The 19,695-nt window shown below is 70.2% G+C and carries 16 protein-coding genes; 2 read left to right on the top strand and 14 right to left on the bottom strand.

Annotated elements, in window-relative coordinates; all coding sequences use genetic code 11:
• Nucleotides 1-183 precede the first annotated feature (183 nt).
• The 9 genes from AC07OC_RS22790 to argS form a co-directional block, all read right to left on the bottom strand.
• Nucleotides 184-669: a putative toxin-antitoxin system toxin component, PIN family gene (locus tag AC07OC_RS22790; protein WP_218341198.1), complete on the bottom strand. Its 486-nt coding sequence runs from the start codon at nucleotides 667-669 to the stop codon at nucleotides 184-186.
• Nucleotides 659-1,951: a THUMP domain-containing class I SAM-dependent RNA methyltransferase gene (locus AC07OC_RS22785; RefSeq protein WP_218341197.1), complete on the bottom strand. Its 1,293-nt coding sequence runs from the start codon at nucleotides 1,949-1,951 to the stop codon at nucleotides 659-661. Before AC07OC_RS22785 ends, AC07OC_RS22790 begins: the two co-directional genes overlap by 11 nt.
• Nucleotides 1,948-2,430, bottom strand: coding sequence for an acyl-CoA thioesterase (locus tag AC07OC_RS22780; RefSeq protein ID WP_218341196.1), 483 nt, complete (start codon nucleotides 2,428-2,430; stop codon nucleotides 1,948-1,950). Before AC07OC_RS22780 ends, AC07OC_RS22785 begins: the two co-directional genes overlap by 4 nt.
• Before the next feature lie 91 nt (nucleotides 2,431-2,521).
• Nucleotides 2,522-4,111 (bottom strand): RNA polymerase factor sigma-54, encoded by a 1,590-nt coding sequence (locus AC07OC_RS22775; RefSeq protein ID WP_218296757.1) that lies wholly within the window; start codon nucleotides 4,109-4,111, stop codon nucleotides 2,522-2,524.
• An 88-nt stretch (nucleotides 4,112-4,199) separates the two neighbouring features.
• A complete protein-coding gene (lptB, locus tag AC07OC_RS22770; protein ID WP_218296756.1) occupies nucleotides 4,200-4,985 on the bottom strand; it encodes an LPS export ABC transporter ATP-binding protein in 786 nt (261 codons plus the stop codon).
• Complete coding sequence (lptA, locus tag AC07OC_RS22765; protein ID WP_218341195.1) at nucleotides 4,982-5,638, bottom strand: lipopolysaccharide transport periplasmic protein LptA; 657 nt, start codon at nucleotides 5,636-5,638, stop codon at nucleotides 4,982-4,984. Before lptA ends, lptB begins: the two co-directional genes overlap by 4 nt.
• 210 nt (nucleotides 5,639-5,848) lie before the next feature.
• The gene (locus AC07OC_RS22760) at nucleotides 5,849-6,505 is read right to left on the bottom strand and encodes a thiol:disulfide interchange protein DsbA/DsbL (RefSeq protein WP_218296754.1); all 657 of its coding nucleotides are present in this window, start codon (nucleotides 6,503-6,505) and stop codon (nucleotides 5,849-5,851) included.
• A 79-nt stretch (nucleotides 6,506-6,584) separates the two neighbouring features.
• Nucleotides 6,585-7,229, bottom strand: a complete 645-nt coding sequence (locus AC07OC_RS22755; RefSeq protein ID WP_218296753.1) for an SPOR domain-containing protein — start codon at nucleotides 7,227-7,229, stop codon at nucleotides 6,585-6,587.
• A gap of 9 nt (nucleotides 7,230-7,238) precedes the next feature.
• Nucleotides 7,239-8,948: an arginine--tRNA ligase gene (argS, locus tag AC07OC_RS22750; RefSeq protein ID WP_494602316.1), complete on the bottom strand. Its 1,710-nt coding sequence runs from the start codon at nucleotides 8,946-8,948 to the stop codon at nucleotides 7,239-7,241.
• Nucleotides 8,949-9,057: 109 nt separating this feature from the next.
• Here argS and AC07OC_RS22745 point away from each other — a divergent pair, with 109 nt between their 5' ends.
• Complete coding sequence (locus AC07OC_RS22745) at nucleotides 9,058-9,387, top strand: PsiF family protein (RefSeq protein ID WP_218296751.1); 330 nt, start codon at nucleotides 9,058-9,060, stop codon at nucleotides 9,385-9,387.
• Between the two features lie 48 nt (nucleotides 9,388-9,435).
• Here the strand turns inward: AC07OC_RS22745 and AC07OC_RS22740 are convergent, their stop codons facing one another.
• The 5 genes from AC07OC_RS22740 to AC07OC_RS22720 all read right to left on the bottom strand — a co-directional run bounded on the left by AC07OC_RS22740 (nucleotide 9,436) and on the right by AC07OC_RS22720 (nucleotide 18,454).
• Nucleotides 9,436-9,891: a DUF2214 family protein gene (locus AC07OC_RS22740; RefSeq protein WP_218296750.1), complete on the bottom strand. Its 456-nt coding sequence runs from the start codon at nucleotides 9,889-9,891 to the stop codon at nucleotides 9,436-9,438.
• Between the two features lie 83 nt (nucleotides 9,892-9,974).
• Nucleotides 9,975-12,230, bottom strand: a complete 2,256-nt coding sequence (locus AC07OC_RS22735; RefSeq protein ID WP_494602314.1) for an IPTL-CTERM sorting domain-containing protein — start codon at nucleotides 12,228-12,230, stop codon at nucleotides 9,975-9,977.
• Nucleotides 12,231-12,387: 157 nt separating this feature from the next.
• Nucleotides 12,388-15,651 (bottom strand): IPTL-CTERM sorting domain-containing protein, encoded by a 3,264-nt coding sequence (locus tag AC07OC_RS22730; protein WP_494602312.1) that lies wholly within the window; start codon nucleotides 15,649-15,651, stop codon nucleotides 12,388-12,390.
• A gap of 159 nt (nucleotides 15,652-15,810) precedes the next feature.
• Complete coding sequence (locus AC07OC_RS22725; RefSeq protein WP_218341191.1) at nucleotides 15,811-17,787, bottom strand: sensor histidine kinase; 1,977 nt, start codon at nucleotides 17,785-17,787, stop codon at nucleotides 15,811-15,813.
• Complete coding sequence (locus AC07OC_RS22720) at nucleotides 17,750-18,454, bottom strand: response regulator (RefSeq protein WP_218341190.1); 705 nt, start codon at nucleotides 18,452-18,454, stop codon at nucleotides 17,750-17,752. The genes AC07OC_RS22725 and AC07OC_RS22720 overlap by 38 nt, the downstream gene beginning before the upstream one ends.
• A 157-nt stretch (nucleotides 18,455-18,611) precedes the next feature.
• Between AC07OC_RS22720 and AC07OC_RS22715 the strand changes: the two genes are divergently transcribed.
• Nucleotides 18,612-19,640 (top strand): IPTL-CTERM sorting domain-containing protein, encoded by a 1,029-nt coding sequence (locus tag AC07OC_RS22715; RefSeq protein ID WP_218341189.1) that lies wholly within the window; start codon nucleotides 18,612-18,614, stop codon nucleotides 19,638-19,640.
• Nucleotides 19,641-19,695: the final 55 nt, after the last annotated feature.

Below are 19,695 nucleotides of genomic sequence, written 5' to 3'. Positions count from 1 at the left end.
TCCTGTTCAGCGCGTGACAGGGGGTCCACTCCGACAGCCCGACCAGAAGATGGCGGTACAGCCCAGATCTTATGGTCCGACGTTCGCTCGAACTGACGCGCATCGAATGCAAGGTATGCGAAGAAGCCTGAGAGGACGAGAAAACCCAATGGTCCCATACCGATCCTTCCAGTGACGGCCGCATCAAGCCACTGCAGCGACGGACGCTTCTTCCAGCACCAACTCCGTCGCCACATCCGCGCCCAGGCTCAGCAACCGCTTGCGCATACAAATCACCGCCTTGTCCTTGCTCAGCAAAATCGCCCGGTGCGCTGCCGCCAGGTCAATGAACTTCTGGTCGTCCGCATCCTTGCACACATAGGCCACCTTCGGCGCAATCTCCACCAGCAGTACCTGCGCGTCAAACGCACTCAGCACCTGCGCGGCATCCACCCGGTAGTAGTTCATGCGCTCCACGATGTGTGGATAGGCCAGCACGCGCTCCAGTTCGTCGCGCATGACTTGCGTAGCGATCCAGGTCAGGCGCCCCTGGGCCAGCAGCGTGCGCAACGGCACGGTGCGCGGGTCGCTGAAGATCAGCAGGTCCAGCGCGACGTTGGTGTCCACCACCACGGTGCGCGCGGGCTCGCCCGCCGGGGCCTCGGCGGGCAGGCGCAGTTCAACCAGCATTGCCCGGGCCGTTTTCTGGCGCCGCCTTTGCAGCGCGGTCGCGCACGGCGCCCTTGATCATGTCGAAGCGGAACATGCGGCATTCGATGGGGCCGTTCCACATCGGCACGCGGCGCGACTCCTTCAGACGCATCTTGCCGGGCAGCTTGAGGTCGGGCGTGAGCATCCAGGCCGTCCAGCCGCTGTAGTTCTTCTTCCAGTGGGCGGCCAGCTGGCTGAAGAACTCGCCACCATCATCGGTATGCGCAGCTTCGCGGCCCACGCTGGCGCCCAGGGCCCGCTCGGCCGCGCGTTCGTTGGCATTCTGGCCAGCGGCACCGGCTGCGGCGATGCGCTCGCCATAGGGCGGGTTCAGCAGCATCACGCCGGGCTGGTCGCACGGCGGCATGCGCTGCAGGGCGTCGCCACCGCGCAGTTGCACGGCGTCGGCCACGCCCGCACGTTCGGCGTTGCGCTGGGCAAAATCGACCATGCGGTGGGCCACATCACTGCCAAATATGGGCACAGCGCTTGTCTGTATTGCGCCTTCAGCTTCATTTTTAATAGCAGTCCAGACATGGGCCTGGTAGGGCAGCAGTTTCTCGAACGCAAAGCGGCGCAGCATGCCCGCCGGGATGCGACAGGCGATCTGCGCGGCCTCGATGGCGATGGTGCCGCTGCCGCAGCAGGGGTCGTACAGCGGCTGGGGGTTGTCACCGTGCGGGTCCCAGCCGCTGGCGGCGATCATGGCGGCGGCCAGGGTTTCCTTCAGCGGGGCATCGCCCTTGTCCTCGCGCCAGCCACGCTTGAACAGCGGCTCGCCGGAGGTGTCGATGTAGATGGTGGCTTCTTCCGTGGTCAGGTGCAGGTGGATGCGCACGTCGGGCCACTGCGTGTTCACATCGGGGCGCACGCCGCTTTTGGCGCGAAACCGGTCGGCCACGGCGTCCTTGACCTTGAGGCCTGCGAAGTTGAGGCTCTGCAGCGGGCTGTGCTGGGCCGTCACCTCGACCTTGAAGGTCTGGCGCGTGGTGAACCAGATTTCCCACGCCACGTCGCTGGCGGCGGCATACAGGTCGTTTTCAGAGCGGTAGGGGCGGTGCGCCAGCTGCACCAGCACGCGCTGGGCCAGGCGGCTGTGCAGGTTGAGCAGCAGCGCCTCGCGCCAGGACGCGCGCAGCAGCACGCCGCCACGGCCGACCAGCAGGTCTTGCCCCGTGAGGCCGGTGATGCCATGCACCTCGTCGGCCAGAAAGCCCTCCACACCGGCGGCGCAAGGGAGAAAAAGTTGGAGTTGATTCATGACGATGGTGAGGATACGCGCTCGGAAAGTGCGTGTGAATCCGGCGTGCCCGCACGGGCCAGCAGCAACTGGCGGATGGAGTCCGGGATCGGCGCCACCTTGCGGCCGGCCTTGCCGATGAAAACGATGCCGATCTTGCCGCGCGCCACCTCGCGGCCCGAGGTCTTCTCGGTCATGCAAAAGACCAGGTCGAACCCATAGCGGTTGAAGTCCGCAGGCGCCATCTCCACGCGCATGGTCTCGCCGTGGAACCCCTCGGACTTGTACTGCGCCACGATGTCTCCGACCACGATGGACAGCCCGCCCACGTCGGCCTCGGGGTAGCCGAGTGACTGGAAAAACCGCACCCGGGCCTCGGACACGAGGCTCAGCAGCTGCGCGTTGTCCAGGTGCCCGCCCTGGTTGACGTGGCTGATGTAGATCTGCATTTCGGTGGCGAAACCGAAGTGCGCGGGAAGGTCGAAGACGATGCGGGCCATGGACGGGGTGGCGAAGTAAGAGGGAAAGACAGCAACGGAGCGGAAAAACGGGCCACCAGGCGCATGCGCCGTGCACACGCCCGCACGGCGCCTACAGCGCCTTGCGCAGATTCGCCGGCGCGATCTTGAGCGCCTCGCGGTACTTGGCGACGGTGCGGCGCGCGCACTCGATGCCCTGCTCCTTGAGCATCTCGGCGATCTGGCTGTCGGACAGCGGCTTGGTCGGGCTCTCGGCGGCCACGAATTGCTTGATGAGGGCACGCACGGCGGTGCTCGACGCATTGCCGCCGGTCTCGGTGCCCAGGCCCGAGCCGAAGAAGTACTTGAGCTCGTAGGTGCCGATGGGCGTGGCCATGTACTTGGCCGTGGTCACGCGGCTGATGGTGGACTCGTGCAGGCCCAGCTCGTCGGCGATGTCGCGCAGCACCAGCGGGCGCATCGCGAGTTCGCCGTGGGTGAAGAAGTTCTTCTGCCGCTCCACGATGGCGCGCGAGACGCGCAGGATGGTGTCGAAGCGCTGCTGGATGTTCTTGATGAACCAGCGCGCCTCCTGCAGGCGCTGCTGCATGCCCTGGTGGCCCTCGCCGCCCTTGTGGCCGCGCAGGGCGCCGGCATAGATGTCGTGCACGCGCAGGCGCGGCATCACGTCGGGGTTGAGCTGCACGATGAAGTTGTGCTGCCCGTCGCGGCCATTGGCGCGCCCGGCCTTGCGCACGATCACGTCGGGGATGATGATGTTGCGCTCCACGTCGGCGAAGCGGCGCCCCGGGCGCGGCTCCAGCCGGGCGATCAGCGCCATGGCGGCGCGGGTGCGCTCCTCGCTGTCGCCGCAGGCCTGCGTGAGGCGGCGCACGTCGCGCCGCGCCAGCATCTCCAGCGGCTGCTGGCACACGCGCAGCGCGGTCTGCACGGTGTCGGGGTCGATGTCGCTGTCCTCGTCGGCGGCCAGCGCCTTGAGCTGCAGCGTCAGGCACTCGGCCAGGCCGCGCGCGCCCACGCCCACGGGCTCCAGGCTCTGCAGCAGCCGCTGTGCCACGGTGAAGCGGTGCACCAGTTCCTCGATCTGCTCCAGGTCGTCGGGCCCGGCCAGGCTGATGGCCAGCTCTTCGAGCGGATCCTCCAGGTAGCCGTCGTCGTTGAGCGATTCGATCAGGAAGCGCAGCGCGGCGCGGTCGATCTCGGACAGGCGCAGCGCCAGCGCCTGTCGGTGCAAAAAGGCGGTCAGCGATTCGTGCGTGCGGGCCAGCTCGGTGGCGTCGGCCTCGTCGCCTTCGGCGTCGTTGCGGTTGCGGGCGGGGGCGTCGCCGCCCCACTCGGCGTCGTTGGGCGCCATCTCCACCGTGCCGTCGCCGCTCCAGTCGGGCTCGTCGGCGCCCGCGCTCGGAGTTTCAGCATCATTTTGAGCCTCAGCGCTGGTACTGCTTGCGCTGGTAGCTCCTGAAAAAATAGCATCATCCGCGCTGTAGTCGTCGGCCTGGGCCGGCGTATCGGCGGCTTCCAGGCCAAACTCCTCGCGCGGCGCCTCGTCGGCGTTGCGTTCGAGGAACGGGTTTTCGTCGAGCATCTGCTCGACTTCCTGCGAGAGTTCCAGCGTGGACAACTGCAGCAGCCGGATGGACTGCTGAAGTTGGGGGGTCAATGCAAGATGCTGCGAGACGCGCAGCGAGAGTCCAGGTTTCATTGATTGAGCGCCGCCGGGCCGCCCCAAGGCGCGAAGCCCCCCTCGGGGGGCAGCGCAGTACACGAAGTGACAAGCGTGGAGGCCATGTCTACATGCGGAAATGTTCGCCCAGGTACACCCGGCGCACTTCGGCGTTGTCCACGATCTCGGATGGCGTGCCCTGGGCCAGCACCTGGCCATCGCTGATGATGAAGGCGTGGTCGCAGATGCCCAGCGTCTCGCGCACGTTGTGGTCGGTGATGAGCACGCCGATGCCGCGCGCCTTGAGAAAACCGATGATGCGCTGTATCTCGATCACGGCGATGGGGTCGATGCCCGCAAAGGGCTCGTCCAGCAGGATGAAGCGCGGCTGCGTGGCCAGCGCGCGGGCGATCTCGACGCGGCGGCGCTCGCCGCCCGACAGGGCCATGGCGGGCGAGGCCCGCAGGTGGTCCACGCGCAGCTCCTGCAGCAAGGCCGTGAGACGCTCTTCGATGGCCTCGCGCGACAGCGGCTTGCCGTCGTCGTCCGCGCGCTGCAGCTCCAGCACCGCGCGCACGTTCTCTTCGACCGTGAGCTTGCGGAAGATGGAGGCTTCCTGCGGCAGGTAGGACAGCCCCAGCCGCGAGCGGCGGTGGATGGGCATGTGGGCCACCGAATGGCCGTCGATGCGGATGTCGCCCGCGTCGCTGCGCACCAGGCCCACGATCATGTAGAACGAGGTGGTCTTGCCCGCGCCGTTGGGCCCCAGCAGGCCCACGACCTCGCCCTTTTGCACGACCAGCGACACATCCTTGACGACCTTGCGGCTGCCATACGACTTGGCCAGGTGCTGCACCTCCAGGCGGCTGCCCGCCTGGGTGTCAGGACCGGGGCTGACGGGCTGCGCGCTCACTTGGAGCCGCCGCCAAGGCTGTTGCTGGGGCGCAGCACCGGCGCCGATGCCGGGGGCGCGGCCTCCGGCGCGGCGGCACCGGCGGGCGGGTCCTTGGGCGCGAGCACCGCGCGCACCCGGCTGCCGGGCGCGGGCGCATCGCCCGCCGCATTGGTCGCGGGGGTGCGCTTGCCGTCCACGGTGAACACATCGGTGAGGTTGTTGTAGACGATCACGGCGCCGGTGATCTCGTCGCTGAGGACCGCCCCGCGGTAGCGGCGCAGTTCGGCGCGGGTGATGAAGCGCACGTTGTCGGCCTTGCCGTCGTACTCGATGACTTCGCTCTCGCCTTCGATGAACTCGTCCGGCGCCCCCGCCACGGTATCGCGCTTCTGGCGGAAGAAGGCCCGCTTGCCCGCCTCGGCCGTGACCACGCCGTACTGGTAGCCGTCGGCGTCCTGGCGCACGTCCAGCCGCGCGCCGCGCAGCACGATGGAGCCCTTGGTCATGACCACGCGGCCCGAGAACACGCTGGTCTGCTTGAGCTCATCGTGTCGCAAGGCGTCGGCCTCGATGTTCATGGGCTTGGCGCGGTCGGCCTTTTCGGCGTGCGCCGCGCCCAGATGGCAGGCCAGGGCGACAAGCAGGAGGTGGGGGAGGATGCGGTAGTTCATAGGGCACGAATCTTGCAGGTCATTGTAGCCACCCCACGGCGCGCGCCATGAAAAAAGCCCGCATCCGCGGGCTTCTTCTTGGGACATCCGAGGCCGTCGGCGCTTGGAAGCCGCCGCCTGCACCCGTGGAGCCGGCGCTGCCGGGCCGCCGGGTGCGTTCCCCTGGGCAGGAAGGCGGCTCACGAGGGCCACGCTTCCTTCAAGGAGGCGTCACCCCTTTTTCGCCGTGGCGGCCAGGTGCTCCACCACCTGCAGCACGTTCTGCATGTTGCCGGCCATGGTGCCATCGGTGTAGTACTTGCCGGCCACGCCCATGGAAGGCACGCCTTCCACGCCATACGCGTCCTGCAGCTGCGACGCACGGCGCACCTGGTTGGACACGGTGAAGGAGCCGTAGACCTCCTTGAACTTGGCGGCATCGACCCCCTGCTGGGTCACCCAGGCCAGGATTTCGTCGTCCTTGGCCAGCTTCTGCTTTTCCACATGGATGGCGCGGAACACCTTGGCGTGCAGCGCGTCGAGCTTGCCCATGCCTTCGAGCGTGTAGTAGAGCTTTTGCTGCGGCACGAAGCTGGCATTGAAGGCCACGGGCATGCGGCGGATGCTCATGTCCTTGGGGGCGCTCTTCACCCATGCGTCGAGCGTGGGCTCGAAGGCGTGGCAGTGGGGGCAGCTGTACCAGAAGAATTCGATCACATCGACCTTGCCGGCGGGCGCATCGGGCGCCACGGGCTTGTCCAGCCGCTTGAAGTCCTTGCCCTCCTTGAACTGGCGGGCCTGGGCCAGCGCGGGGGTGGCCACTGGCAGCGTCAGGGCGGAAGCGGCAACCGCCGAGGCGGCGGACAAAGAAAACTCACGGCGTTTCATGGCAAAGACTCTCCTGGTTCTGGTCTGGGGGATGTGAGCCATGCCCCCGCAAAAAGTTCAGCTCCCGCTGCGCGGCAGTTCAGCGCTGCACCCGCACCAGGGCCGACTCCACCCCGGCGCCGTCGAGCTTTTCCTTGAGCTGCTCGGCATCATCGCGCTTGGTGAACGGGCCCACGCGCACGCGGAACACGGCCCGCCCATTTTGCTCGCGCTCGCTCACCCGGGCCTCCCAGCCCAGCATGGCCAGCTTGGCGCGCTGGGCATCCGCATCGGCCTGGGTACGGAATGCCCCGGCCTGCACGAAGTAGTCGAACGGGTCCAGGTTGCCCTTGGCGGCGGCCTTGGCGACGGCCAGATCGCCCAGCGGGTCGGCGCCGGGCTTGCTTTCGGCCTTGGCCGCCTCGGGCTTGCTGGCAACCGGCTTGGGCGCGGAGGCGGCCGCTCGCACCTCGGGCGCCGCCGCGGAGGCGGGCGCGGAAGCCGCCGCCACCGCCGGCGCGGGAGGACGCGCGGGGTTCTTGCCGTACAGCGGAGAGTTCGGGTCCCAGTTCTTGTTCTTCTGGGATTCGGCGGCATCCATGTCCACGCCCCGCCCGTTGCCCTTGTTGAGGAAGGGCACCGGCACCTTGGTCACGTACACGGCCACCGCCAGTGCGGCCCCCAGGCCCACGATGACCCCGACGATGAAGCCGATGATGGTCCCACCCGTCTGTTGTTTCTTCATAGTGACTGCTTACATTCTGGCCGGAGCCGACACGCCCAGCACGGCCAGGCCATTGTGCAATACCTGCGCGGTGGCGGCGACGAGGGCCAGCCGGGCCCGCTTGACGGTTTCATCGTCCACCAGGATGCGCTCGGCGTCGTAGTAGCTGTGGTAGCTGGCGGCCAGGTCGCGCAGGTAGAAGGTCACGTCGTGCGGCGCCTCGCCGTCGGCGGCGGCGGTGAGCATCTCGGGGTACTTGGCCAGCTGCAGCATCAGCGCCTGGGCCTGCGGGCCTTCGAGCGCCGACAGGTCCGCGCCCTGGAGCGAGGCCACATCGCCGCCGCCCTGCTCGGCCCAGCCGCGCAGCACCGACTGGATGCGCGCGTGGGCGTACTGCACGTAGTACACCGGGTTGTCGTTGTTCTGCGCCACGGCCAGGTCCACGTCGAAGGTGTACTCGGTGTCGGGCTTGCGGCTCAAGAGGAAGAAGCGCACCGCGTCCTTGCTGGTCCATTCGATCAGGTCGCGCAGCGTGACGTAGCTGCCCGCGCGCTTGCTGATCTTGACCTCTTCGCCGCCCTTGACCACGCGCACCATGGTGTGCAGCACGTAGTCGGGGTAGCCCTGCGGAATGCCCACGCCGGCCGCCTGCAGCCCGGCGCGCACGCGGGCGATGGTGCCGTGGTGGTCCGTGCCCTGGATGTTGACGACCTTGGTGAAGCCGCGCTCCCACTTGGCGATGTGGTAGGCCACGTCGGGCACGAAGTAGGTGTACGTGCCGTCCTTCTTGCGCATGACACGGTCCTTGTCGTCGCCGTAGTCCGTGCTCTTGAGCCACAGCGCGCCGTCCTGCTCGTAGGTCTTGCCGTTGGCCACGAGCTTGCCCACGGTGGCCTCGACGCGGCCGCTGGTGTACAGGCTCGACTCGAGGTAGTACTCGTCGAACTTCAGATTGAAGGCCTGCAGGTCCTTGTCCTGCTCGTTGCGCAGGTAGGCCACGGCGAACTGGCGGATGGACTCCACATCGTCCACGTCGCCGCTGGCGGTGAACTCGCGGTCGTCGGCCTTGACGGTCTTCTTCGCGAGGAAGTCGTTGGCGATGTCCTGGATGTAGTCGCCGTTGTAGAACGCCTTGGACGCCGGGTTCTCGGGGTCGGTGGGCCAGCACTCGTCGCCGGGCTTGAAGCCCTTGGCGCGCAGTTGCGTGCTGGTGGTCAGCGTCTGGATCTGCACGCCCGCGTCGTTGTAATAGAACTCGCGGTGCACCTTCCAGCCCTGGGTGGCAAAGAGGTTGCAGATCGCGTCGCCCAGCGCCGCCTGGCGGCCGTGGCCCACGTGCAGCGGGCCGGTGGGGTTGGCCGAGACGAACTCGACCAGCACGCTCTGGCCGTTGTCGGCCTGGTAGCCAAAGCGGTCTCCGGCCCCCAGGACCTCGCGCACCACTTCCTGCTTGGCGGCGGGCTTGAGGCGGATGTTGAGAAACCCGGGGCCGGCGATCTCGATGGCATCGACCCAGCGGGCAAACGCGGGCGTGGCCTCGAGCGCGGCCTTGAGCTGCTCGCCCAGCGCGCGCGGGTTGAGCTTGAGCGGCTTGGCCAGCTGCATGGCCGCCGTGCAGGCGAAGTCGCCGTGGGCGGCCACCTTGGGGGATTCGAACGCAGCGCGCCCGGCAGTGCCGGGCGACAATTTTTCCAGCTCGCCGGCGAGCGCCGCGAGCAATTCCTGTTTGACGGAGAGCATGCGGGGATTCTACGGGGGCGCCCCGTCATCCCATCCCGCCGCTGTGGCGTTATGCTGAATGGCCCGGTGTCCACCGGGCCGTCCATCCCCCTACCCGCAGGAGCATTACATGAAGAAACTGCTTTCCCTGATGACGGCCATCGGCCTGACCCTCTCCCTGGCCACGGCCCATGCCGCCGACGCGCCTGCTGCCGCGGCCTCCGCGCCGGCCAAGGCGCCCACCGCGCAGCAGAGCAAGATGGCCACCTGCAATGCCGACGCCAAGGAAAAGAAGGGCGACGAGCGCAAGGCCTTCATGAAGGAATGCCTGTCTGCCAACAAGCAGGAAAAGCAGCAGACCAAGATGAAGACCTGCAACGCAGACCCCAAGGCCAAGACCCTCAAGGGCGACGAGCGCAAGGCCTTCATGAAGGAATGCCTGAGCAACAAGCCCGCCTGACACACCTTGGCCCCCAAACAAAGCCCCGCACGCGGGGCTTTGTGCTTTCTAGCGCGTGCCCACGCCCCGCGCCAGGAACACGGCCAGCAGCGGAATCACCACCAGCAGGTGCGCCTCGATCATCACCAGGCGGCGCGTGCCGCGCACCTCGGCCTCGGTGGGCAGCGCACCCGTGGCGCGCAGCTGCTTGCGCCAGCGCAGAAAGCGCACCGTGGGCACGATGGAGATCAGGCCGATGACCACGAACAGCGTGACCTTGGTGTGCAGCAGGGGCTGCGACCAGTACCACCCCGCGCCCTTCATGCCCCACCAGGTGCGCGCCAGGCCCGTGGCCAGCACGGCGATGGCGGAGATGCCATAGACCATGTCCACCCGCGCCAGGCGCTCCACCACCGCGGCGTTGAGCCACTCCTTGCGGCACAGGGCCGCCTCGCTGGCCAGGAAGACGGTCATGGTCAGGATGGCCAGAAAGTGGGCGTAGGCCAGCAGGGCTTCAGTGGTCATGGGGCGCCTCGTGAGAATGGGACTGGCAATGCTAGCGCATCCGGCAAAAAACTCCTGATTTGATAGCTTTCAGCGCTTTCTCATCAAGCGCTGGAGGCCGATCCGGCTTGAAACCTGCGCAGCGCTGCCAGCCCCAGCAGCGCCGCCAGCACGAGCAGGCCCCATTCGGACAGCGTAGGAATCGCCTGCGCGCCGGCGGCCAGCAGCAGCATGGCGTGCGGGTCGGCGATGGCGCCGGGGGCGGGGTCGTTGTCGCCCGTGCCGTTGTCGGTGACGGCAAAGCTCACCGTGTCGCCGCTGACCGCGCCATGCGGGAACCAGAGCGCCGTGGCACCGGCCGCGGCGGGGCCGAACTTGCGCGGCACCAGCCCCGCCAGGCTGCCGCCGGGGTAGGTGATGGCCACCGCGAGCGTGGCACCCGCGCAGCCCGTGGCCGTGAAGCGCAGCACGCCCAGCGGTGCGGTCGCGCCTGCGGGCAGGTTGTCGCCCGGGGCGGCGGCGGTCAGCGCCAGGCTGCCCACGGTGCAGCCCGCCGGGCCGCCGGAGATGCTGGCCTGCGCCATGCCGCCGCCGGGCACCGCCAGGCTGGCCTGGCCCACCGTCAGCCCCAGAGGCCCGCCCGTGGCGCTGGTGTTATTGGCATCGCCCGCATAGCTGGCGGTGATGGCGTGCGCGCCCACCAGCAGCCCGCTGACGGTGCAGGCGGCCACGCTGCCCGTGATGGCGGGCGGGGCCGCGCAGGCCAGCGGCAGGCCGTCCGCGCTGAAGCTCACCGTGCCCGTGGGGTTGCTGGCGCTGCCGAACGTGGCGGTGAGGGTGACGCTGGCCCCCAGTGCGCTGGGGTTGGCGTTGGCCGCCAGCGCCAGCGTGGGCGCCGCCATCACGGCAAAGGTACGCGCTACGGGCGCCGCCGCCGCCCAGGCCCCGCCGCCCGGCTGGCTGGCCGTCAGCGTGCACGAGCCCGCGCCGCTGAAGCTGGCCACGCTGCCCGCCACGCTGCACGCGCCCGTGGCGCTGTAGGTGATGGGCAGGTTCGACGTCGCCGTGGCGCCCAGGGTCAGCGTGGTGCCCGCAGCCTGCGCGGGGATGGTGGCGGGGAGGAAGGTGATGCTCTGCGCGCCCAGGGGCGTGACCGCGTTGGTCACGGCGGCGTCCGAATCGGGTTGCGTGGGGGATCCGTTGTGCGCCACCACGCGGAACGTGTAGCTTGTTCCATTGGCCAGGTTCGCCACGGTGCAGCTGTGCCCGGAGCCGGTCACGGTGCAGGATCTGGCGGGGTCTTGCACGGCGGTGGCGGTGTAGCTGGTGATGGGGGCCCCATAGGCGTCCGCCCACCGTTCCGGGCTCCAGTCCACCGTCGCCTCGGCGTCGCCCGCGGTGGCGGTGGCGCTGGCCGGCGGGGGCGGCTTGCCTGCCTGCACCGTGATGGAAGTGGGCAGCGACGCCGAGCAGTGGCGGCTGTCCGTCACCGTGGCCGTGAAGCTGAACGTGCCCGTGGCCGTGGGGGTGCCGGAAATGGCGCCTGCAGCCGACAGCACCAGACCCGGCGGCAACGCCCCCGCCGCGACCGCGAAGGACGACCCGCCCACCGCCCCGGCCTGCGCCAGCGTGTAGGCATAAGCGGCCCCGGCCGTGCCGTTGGCGGGCGTGCCGGTGGCCGTCATGGCGGGGGCGGGGCAGAGCGTCACGTCGTCGATGCCGATGTAGTCGCCGTTCGCGCCGAAGGTGCCGGCGCCGGTCACGAAGTAGCGGAACGCGACGCGGCCCGAGGTGGGGGCGGCCAGCCCGGACACGGTGATGCGGTACTGCGTCCAGGCGGCGGGGTAGCCGCCCGCCGCCAGGCCAGGGTTGATGCTCGTCAGCAGCGTGGTGAAGTCTCCCACGTCGGTGGCGGTGGTGCCCACGTCCGTGCTGGCGCCCTGCGTGCTCATGCGCACTTCCAGGCGATCGGGGTAGTCCGTTGGGTTGGGGACCGGCTTGCGCGTGTAGAAGGTCAGCACGTCGCCATTGCTCAGTGTGCGGTTCGGCATGACCAGCCAGTTGCTGATGGTGCCGCTGCTGCCCGTGTTCCTGAAGTTGGCCGCTATGTAGGCATTGGCTGCGCCGCTGTAGGCGTCGAACGGGCCGGGGTCCGGCAAGGCAGAGGTGGGGGTGCCCTGGAACCAGCCCATGGCGCCCACCGGGGCGCTGTTGTTCTGCATGACCCAGCCATTGCCCGATAGCGTGAAGGTGTCGTCAAAGCCTTCGTACAGGACTTGCGCAGGGGCCGCGCCCGGCAGCGCAGCCGCGGCGGCCAGCAGCAGGCCCGCAAGGCGGGCGGTGGTGGAGGGGAATGGCATGGGTGGGCTGGTGGCGATGAAGATGCGCCATGTTGCCGTTGCCTGCCGCTTTTGTATGTCCTCAGAACTGAGGACAAGGCCCTGCCAGGGTTCTATGCAAAAAATAGCCCCCAGCGCCCACCCATCAAGCGCCAGCAGCTACAAAAAGAGAAGTGATTCACACCACCCGCCTTCCCACGCGGCCCGCTGACAGCGCCACCAGGGCCAGCAGGGCCGACAGCAACAGCAAGCCCCCTTCGGACAGCGCCGGAATCGCCTGCGCGCCGGCGGGCCCGGCGGCCAGCAGCAGCATGGCGTGCGGGTCGGCGATGGCGCCGGGGGCGGGGTCGTTGTCGCCCGTGCCGTTGTCGGTGACGGCAAAGCTCACCGTGTCGCCGCTGACCGCGCCATGCGGGAACCAGAGCGCCGTGGCACCGGCCGCGGCGGGGCCGAACTTGCGCGGCACCAGCCCCGCCAGGCTGCCGCCGGGGTAGGTGATGGCCACCGCGAGCGTGGCACCCGCGCAGCCCGTGGCCGTGAAGCGCAGCACGCCCAGCGGTGCGGTCGCGCCTGCGGGCAGGTTGTCGGCGCCGGTGGCCGCGCTCAGGCCCAGGGTGTTCACGGTGCAGCCGGGCGGGCCGCCGGTGATGCCGACCTGCGCCGTGCTGCCGCCGCCGCCCGGCACGGGCACGGCGGCGGTGTTGACGGTGTGCGCCAGCGGGCTGGCGGTGGCGGGCGCGTTGTCGGCGTCGCCCGTGTAGCTGGCGGTGATGCTGTGCAGGCCCATGGCCAGGCTGCTGGTGGCGCAGGTGGCCACGCCGCCGCTGAAGGTGGCCGTGGTGCAGGCCAGCGGCGCGCCATCCACGCTGAACGCCACCTGGCCCGTGGGGCTGGCGGATGCGCCGTTCAGCGTGGCGGTGAAGGTGACGCTGGCGCCCACGGCGCTGGCGGACAGGGCCAGCGTGGGCTGGGCCTGCGTGCCCAGCAGCAGCGCGTTGGACGCCATGCCGTTCACGAACGCCCGCAGCGCATACCGGCCGCTGGGCAGCACGCCCGGCGCGGCCACGTCGATGCTGGCGGCGGTGGAGCCGGTGGGCGCGAGCCAGGTGTGCGCGCCGTTGTCCAGCCGCGTCAACTGCACCAGCGGCAAGGGGGTGGGCGATGCGCTGGTGCTGCCGCCGCTGGCCTCGCTGTCGCCGCGCAGCCGCAAACCGGTGAGGGTGAAGGCCGCGCCGCTCAACCGGACGGGGCCGCCGGTCAATGCGGGAATGCGGGCCGGGGGCACTGCGCCGCCGGCAGGGTCGTAGCGCTCGGCGGTGGCGATGCCGCTGGTGGCCGTGACGCCGTCGCGCCCCCCGGCGGCAAGCACCGTGCCGTCGGGCAGCACGGTGGCGGTGTGGTAGGCGCGCGCAGCGGCCAGCGCGCCGGTGGCGGCCCAGGCGCCCGTGGCGGGGTCGTACAGCTCGGCGCTGCCCAGGTAGCCGCCGCCAAAGCCCCCAGCGGCCAAAACCTTGCCGCCGGGCAGCAGGGTGGCGGTGTGGCTGGCGCGCCCGGTGTTGAGCGGGCCGGTGGGGCTCCATGCGTTCAGGGCGGGGTCGTAGAGTTCGGCGCTGCCGAGGTATGCGCCGCTGTACCCCCCCGCTACAAGCACCTTGCCCTGGGGCAGCAGGGTGGCGGTGTGTGTCCAGCGCGGGCTGGCCATCGCGCCGGCGCCGCTCCAGGTGCCCGAGGCGGGGTCGTACAGCTCGGCGCTGCCCAGGGGGCCGCCGCTGCCACTCCCCCCCGCGACGAGCACCCTGCCGGTGGGCAGCAGGGTGGCCGTGGGCCCTTGGCGTGCGGCGCTCATCGCGCTCGTGGCGGACCAGAGGCCGGTGGCGGGGTCGTACAGCTCGGCGGTGGCGGTTTGGCTGTTGCTGATGTTGCTGCCCCAGCCCCCCACGACCAGCACCTGGCCGCTGGGCAGCAGGGCGGCGGCATGCCGCAAGCGGGGGCTGGCCATCGCGCCGGTGCCGCTCCAGGTGCCCGTGGCGGGGTCGTAGAGTTCGGCGCTGGCGAGCACGGCGCCTGCGCTGCCGAGGCCGCCCACGACGAGCACCTTGCCGCCGGGCAGCAAGGTGGCGGTGTGGTAGGCGCGCGCGGCGGCCAGCGGGCCCGTGGCGGCCCAGGCGCCGGTGGCGGGGTTGTACAGCGCGGCGGCGCCGATGAGCTGCCCGGTGCCATAACCGGCGCCCCCGCCCGCGACGAGCACCTTGCCGTCCGGCAGCAGGGTGGCCGTGTGCTCCGTGCGCTGGCCTGGCAGCGCGCCGGTGCCCGCCCAGGTGCCGATGGCGGGGTCGTAGAGCTCGGTGCTGGCGAGCAGCGCGCCGAGGTCGCTGGCGCCCCCGATGAAGAGCACCTTGCCCTGGGGCAGCAGGGTGGCGATGTGGCGCCAGCGCCCGTCGTTCAGGCCGCCGGCGGCGGTCCATTGGTTGGTGTCAGGGTCGTACCGTTCGGCGCTTTGGAGAGCGCTGCCGCTGCCGAAGCCTCCCGCCACGAGCACCTTGCCGCCGGGCAGCAGCGTTGCGGTGTGGAACAAGCGCTTGCTGTTCAGCGAGGCGGCAGGCGCCCAGGTATCGCCCTGGGGGTCGTACAGCTCGGCGCTGGCAAGCTGCTCGCTGCCGCTGTTTCCGCCCACGGCAAGCACCCTGCCGTCGGGCAGCAAGGTGGCGGTGAAATCGCTGCGCGGCCCTTGCGGCAGCGGGGCGGCGGAGCCCCAGGTGTTGTCGCTCGGGCGGTACACCTCGGCGGTGGCGAGGTATCCGGTGCCGTTGCCGCCGCCGACGACGAGCACCCTGCCGTCGGCCAGCAAGGTGGCGGTATGGCCCTGGCGCGCTTCGGCCAACTGCCCGGCGGGGGACCAGGCGCCGGTGGCGGGGTCGTACAGTTCGGCCTGGGCCACCTGCCCCCCGCTGGCGTGGCCGCCCGCGACGAGCACCCGGCCATCGGCCAGCAGGGTGGCGGTGTGTTCCGTGCGCGGCTGGGCCAGCGCGCTGGCACCGCTCCACAAGCCGGTGGCGGGGTCGTACAGCTCGACGCTGGCGATGAATGCGCTGCCGTCGTAGCCACCCGCCACGAGCACCTTGCCATGGGGCAGCAAGGTGGCGGTGTGGCCGCGGCGCGCGTGGGCGAGCGGGCCGGTGGCGGCCCACTGGCCGGCGGCGGGGTCGTACAGCTCGGCGCTGGCAAGGTGGCTGAGGCTGCCGCCGCCATAGCCGCCCGCGACGAGCACCTTGCCGCTGGGCAGCTGGGTGCTGGTGTGCCATTGGCGCCCATCGCCCAGGCTGCCGCTGACCGCCCAGGTGCCCGCCTGGGCGTGCGCGGCGGGCCAGGCGGCCAGGCAGGCGATGGCGATGAACACGAGCTGGAGCAGCAGGGCGCGCAGGGCGCAGGGGCGGCGGGGCATGGCGGGGCCTTGGTGTGTGACGAACCGCCGGAATGTTAAGAAATTGCAACACGCCTGTATGTCCTCAGAACTGAGGACAAGGCCTTGCCGGGGTTTGATGCCCAACAGGCCTCCAGCGCTTAGCAGGCAGGCGCCGGCAGCTATCAAAAGAGTAGTTATTCAATCACCGCGCGCCAGCGGCAGCCACAGGGTGAATTCGCCCCCGCCCTCCCATGCCGCCCACTGGCAGCGCCCGCCCAGGGCCTGGGCGCGGTGGCGCACGTTGAGCAGGCCCTGCCCGGCCAGGGCGGCGGGCGGGCCTTCGGACAGCACGAAGGCGCCTGCGTTGTCGCGGATGCGCACCACCACGCCCGCGCCGCCCTGCCCGGCTTGCGCCTGCGGCGCGGTGGCCACGTCGATCAGGGTGGCCTGGGTGTGCTTGAGGATGTTGGCCAGCACTTCTTGCAGGATGCGCAGCACGTGCAGCGCGGACTGCGGGTCGAGCCAGGGCAGCGGGGGCAGGTCCTGCACGTTCCAGGCAAGGGTGATGCCCGCGGCCTTGAGCCGGGGCGCCAGGCGAAAGCGCACGGCCGCCAGCAGCGCCAGCAGGTCGGCATCGGCGGGGTCCAGCGAGTCGATGGCGAGCTTGAGGTCGTCGATGCAGTCCTTGAGCACCTGGGCCGTGTCGGCCGTGCTGGCCTGGCCGCGCTCGACCATGCGCAGCGCGCTCATCAGCGACGAGCCGATGCCGTCGTGCATGTCCTGCATCATGCGCTGGCGCTCGGTGGCCAGGGTCTGCTGGCGCTCCAGCGCGCGCAGTTGCTCGTGGCTGGCGGTCAGTTCGCGCTCGCGGGCGGCGAGCTGGCTTTCCAGCCCGGCGTTGGCCACCTCGACCGCGTGGATGGCGCCCACGTAGCGCCGCCAGACGATGGCCAGGAAGATGGCGAACAGGCCGATGGCGTTGTAGGGCGCCAGATAGACATGCTCCATGTCGATGCGGTAGTTGACCATCAGCAGGTCGTGCGCGCCCGCGGGCACGTTCAGCGAGAACCAGGCGAACAGCACCAGCCCCTCGCGCGACCGCGCGCGCCACGAGGCCCACAGGCCCGACGCGGCCACCACCGCCGTCAGCACGGTGATGACGAGATAGACCAGCGGCAGCATGGCATCGAGGTACGGCAGCAGCGGCGGCAGCGGCAGGGTGAGCACGGTGCCCAGCGACACCAGCCCCGCGATGCCCAGCGCCAGCGCGGGCATGCGCCGCCCGTGCACGCGGAAGGCGAAGGCGAAGGTGCACACCATGGCCCAGCCCAGCGAATTGACGGTCATCCAGCCGAACCAGTCGTCGGGCACGGGCAGGGGCCGGTCGTCCACCACGTAGTGCAGGCTGCGCAGCAAGGTGGTGACGGAGATGGCGAAGAACAGCAGGTAGATGGGCTCGCGGCGGCGCACGCAGCCCACGGCCAGCGCGAACAGGCCAATGGCCAGAAAGGCGGCGCCGGTCAGGCTGATGAAGTCGTTCTGCACGAAGCGGCGCACGCTGTAGCGCCACAGCAGGTTCTGCTCGGTGCCCACCCAGGCGCTGGAGACGGCCCCGCCCACGCCGCGCTGGCTGGCCATGCGCAGCCACACGGTGCGGGGCGGCTCGCCACCGGCGGCTTGGTTGCCCAGCGCCACCCACAGGGGCCGGTTGAAGCTGTTCCACACGCGGCTGCCGCGCGTGCGGTAGGCCATGCGGCCATCGACATAGATGGCGACGATGCCGATGGTCTGCCAGCGCGGCAGGTACAGAAACAAGTCCTGGCCCGGCGCGCCCGATGCGCTGGGGGCACCGGGTGTACCGGGCGGGGGCAGGTCGAGCCGGTACCAGGCCACGTCGGGCGGGGCCCGTAGCGAGGCGCCGCCCTCGGCCAGGCTGCGCTCCCGCGCGTGGGGCAGCGGCACGCTGGCCCACGCGCCTTTCTCCTCCTCCCCAGCGAAGGGCGGCGCGGGCGGAGGTTCCCAGCCCGCGCCGGGCTCCATGCGGAAGGCGGCCTGCCGCAGGTGCGTGGGGTTATCGGTAGCGCTGCCGCCGCCGCAGGCCGCGAGCCAGGCGGCCAACAGCAGCGCGGCGCACCACCTACCCGTTCGCCAGAAGGCCTTGCCTGTGGGCGGCATGGATGGCCTCGGCGCGCGTGTTGACCTGCAGCTTGGCGTAGATGCGCCGCACGAAGGTGAGCACCGTGGTGCGGGAGACGCCCATGGTGCGGGCCGTCTCCTCGGTGGTGAAGCCCTTGCTCACGCAGCGCAGCACCTCCTGCTCGCGCGCGGACAGCAGCGCGGCGGGCGGCTCGGTGGCGGGCGGCAGGCTGGCGGCGGCGCGCGCCAGGATCTTGCGCGCCACCATGGGGCTGATGGGGCTGCCGCCCGCGTGGATGCTGCGGATTTCCTCGGCCAGCTCGGCGGCGCTCACGTCCTTGAGCAGGTAGCCCATGGCCCCGGCCTCGATGGAGCGCAGCACGTGCGTTTCATCGCCAAAGATGGTGCTCACCAGCACGCTGCAGCCGGGCCACTGCGCACGCGCGGCGCGGATCACGTCCAGGCCCGAGCCGTCGGGCAGGCCCAGGTCCACCAGCAGCACATCCATGGGCGACTGGGGCAGCAGCGCCAGCGCCTCGGCCCGGCTGGCCGCCGCCATGGCCAGCGCCAGGTCGGGCTGCGCGCCGATCATGGCGATGAAGGTGTCGCAGCAGGCCGGGTCGTCCTCGACCACGCCCACCCGCAAAGGAGCAGGCAGGCGCGCGGGCCAGGGGGCGGGCAGAGGCGGGGCGGTGTCGGGGGCCATGGGCTGGATTATGGGCAAGCGCCGGGCAGCAGCGCCATGTCATCAGTTCTGAGGACAGACAGGCGCATGGCCAATCCCTACCATCGGTGACTTCACGCCAATGCTTTCAATTTCATAGCTGCCTGCGCTTTCTGCGTGGGCGCTGGAAGCCTTTTTCATGCCCAAACGAATCGCCCTCGCCGCCGCCTGCCTGCTGGCCGCCAGCCTGGCCCCCGCGGCCACCATCACCGTCAACACCACGACCGTCATGGGGGGCGACGGCCTGTGCAGCCTGACCGAGGCCCTCGGCAGCGCGGTGACGGATACCGTCTGGGACGCCGACTGCGCGCAGGGCAGCGGCGCCGACACCATCGCGTTCGACCCCGCCGCCTTTCCCGCAGGCAGCACCATCACGCTGGGCAGCGCGCTGGACATCTACCAGGCCTCGAACACCACCATCGACGGCGGCGGGCGCGTGACCCTGGACGGCGGCGGCGCCACACCCCTGGTCACCGCCACGCTGGCGGGCACCACGCTCACGCTGCGCGGGCTGACGCTGGCCGGCGGCAATACCGCCGGCGGCGGCCCGACGGATGGCGGCGGCATCTACGCGGACGGCGTCACCCTGAACATCGACCACAGCGTCATCACCGGCAACACGGCCCTGGCCAACGGCGGCGGCCTCTTCAGCCGCGACAGCACGGTGACCATCACGGACAGCCAGTTCACCGCCAACACCGCCAGCCTGGGCGGCGCCGTCTACAGCACGGGCAGCGGCTCGCTGACGGTGGCGAACAGCCGCTTCACGGGCAACATCGCCGGCCAGCAGGGCGGCGCCCTCTACAGCGGCGTGAACACGCTGGTCACCGGCAGCATCATTGCCAACAACGCCAGCCCCGCCGCAGGCGGCGCGAACAGGGGCGCGGGCGTCCGGTTCAGTGCTCCGGCCGGGCACACGTTCACGCTGAACCACAACCAGATCACCGACAACACGCCCGGCGACAACTGCTATAGCGCCATCCCCTTCACCGGCACGGGCAACCAGTACTGGCCGGAGAGCGACACGAGCTGCCCCGCAGCCGCGGGCCGCTTCGTCAACCCCCTTGCGCCGCCCGCGGCCATCCCCGTGGATGCGCCCTGGGCGCTGGCGCTGCTGTCTGCGCTGGTGGCCGCGCTGGGCTTGCACCGGCGGCGACGCGGCGTTTAAGGCCAAAACACCCTTCAATGCCCGCTCAGCAAGCGCAAACAGCTATCAAAACAAA

The sequence above is a fragment of the Acidovorax sp. GW821-FHT10E04 genome, from assembly GCF_059415185.1.
This window is presented reverse-complemented; position numbering and strand designations above follow the sequence as displayed.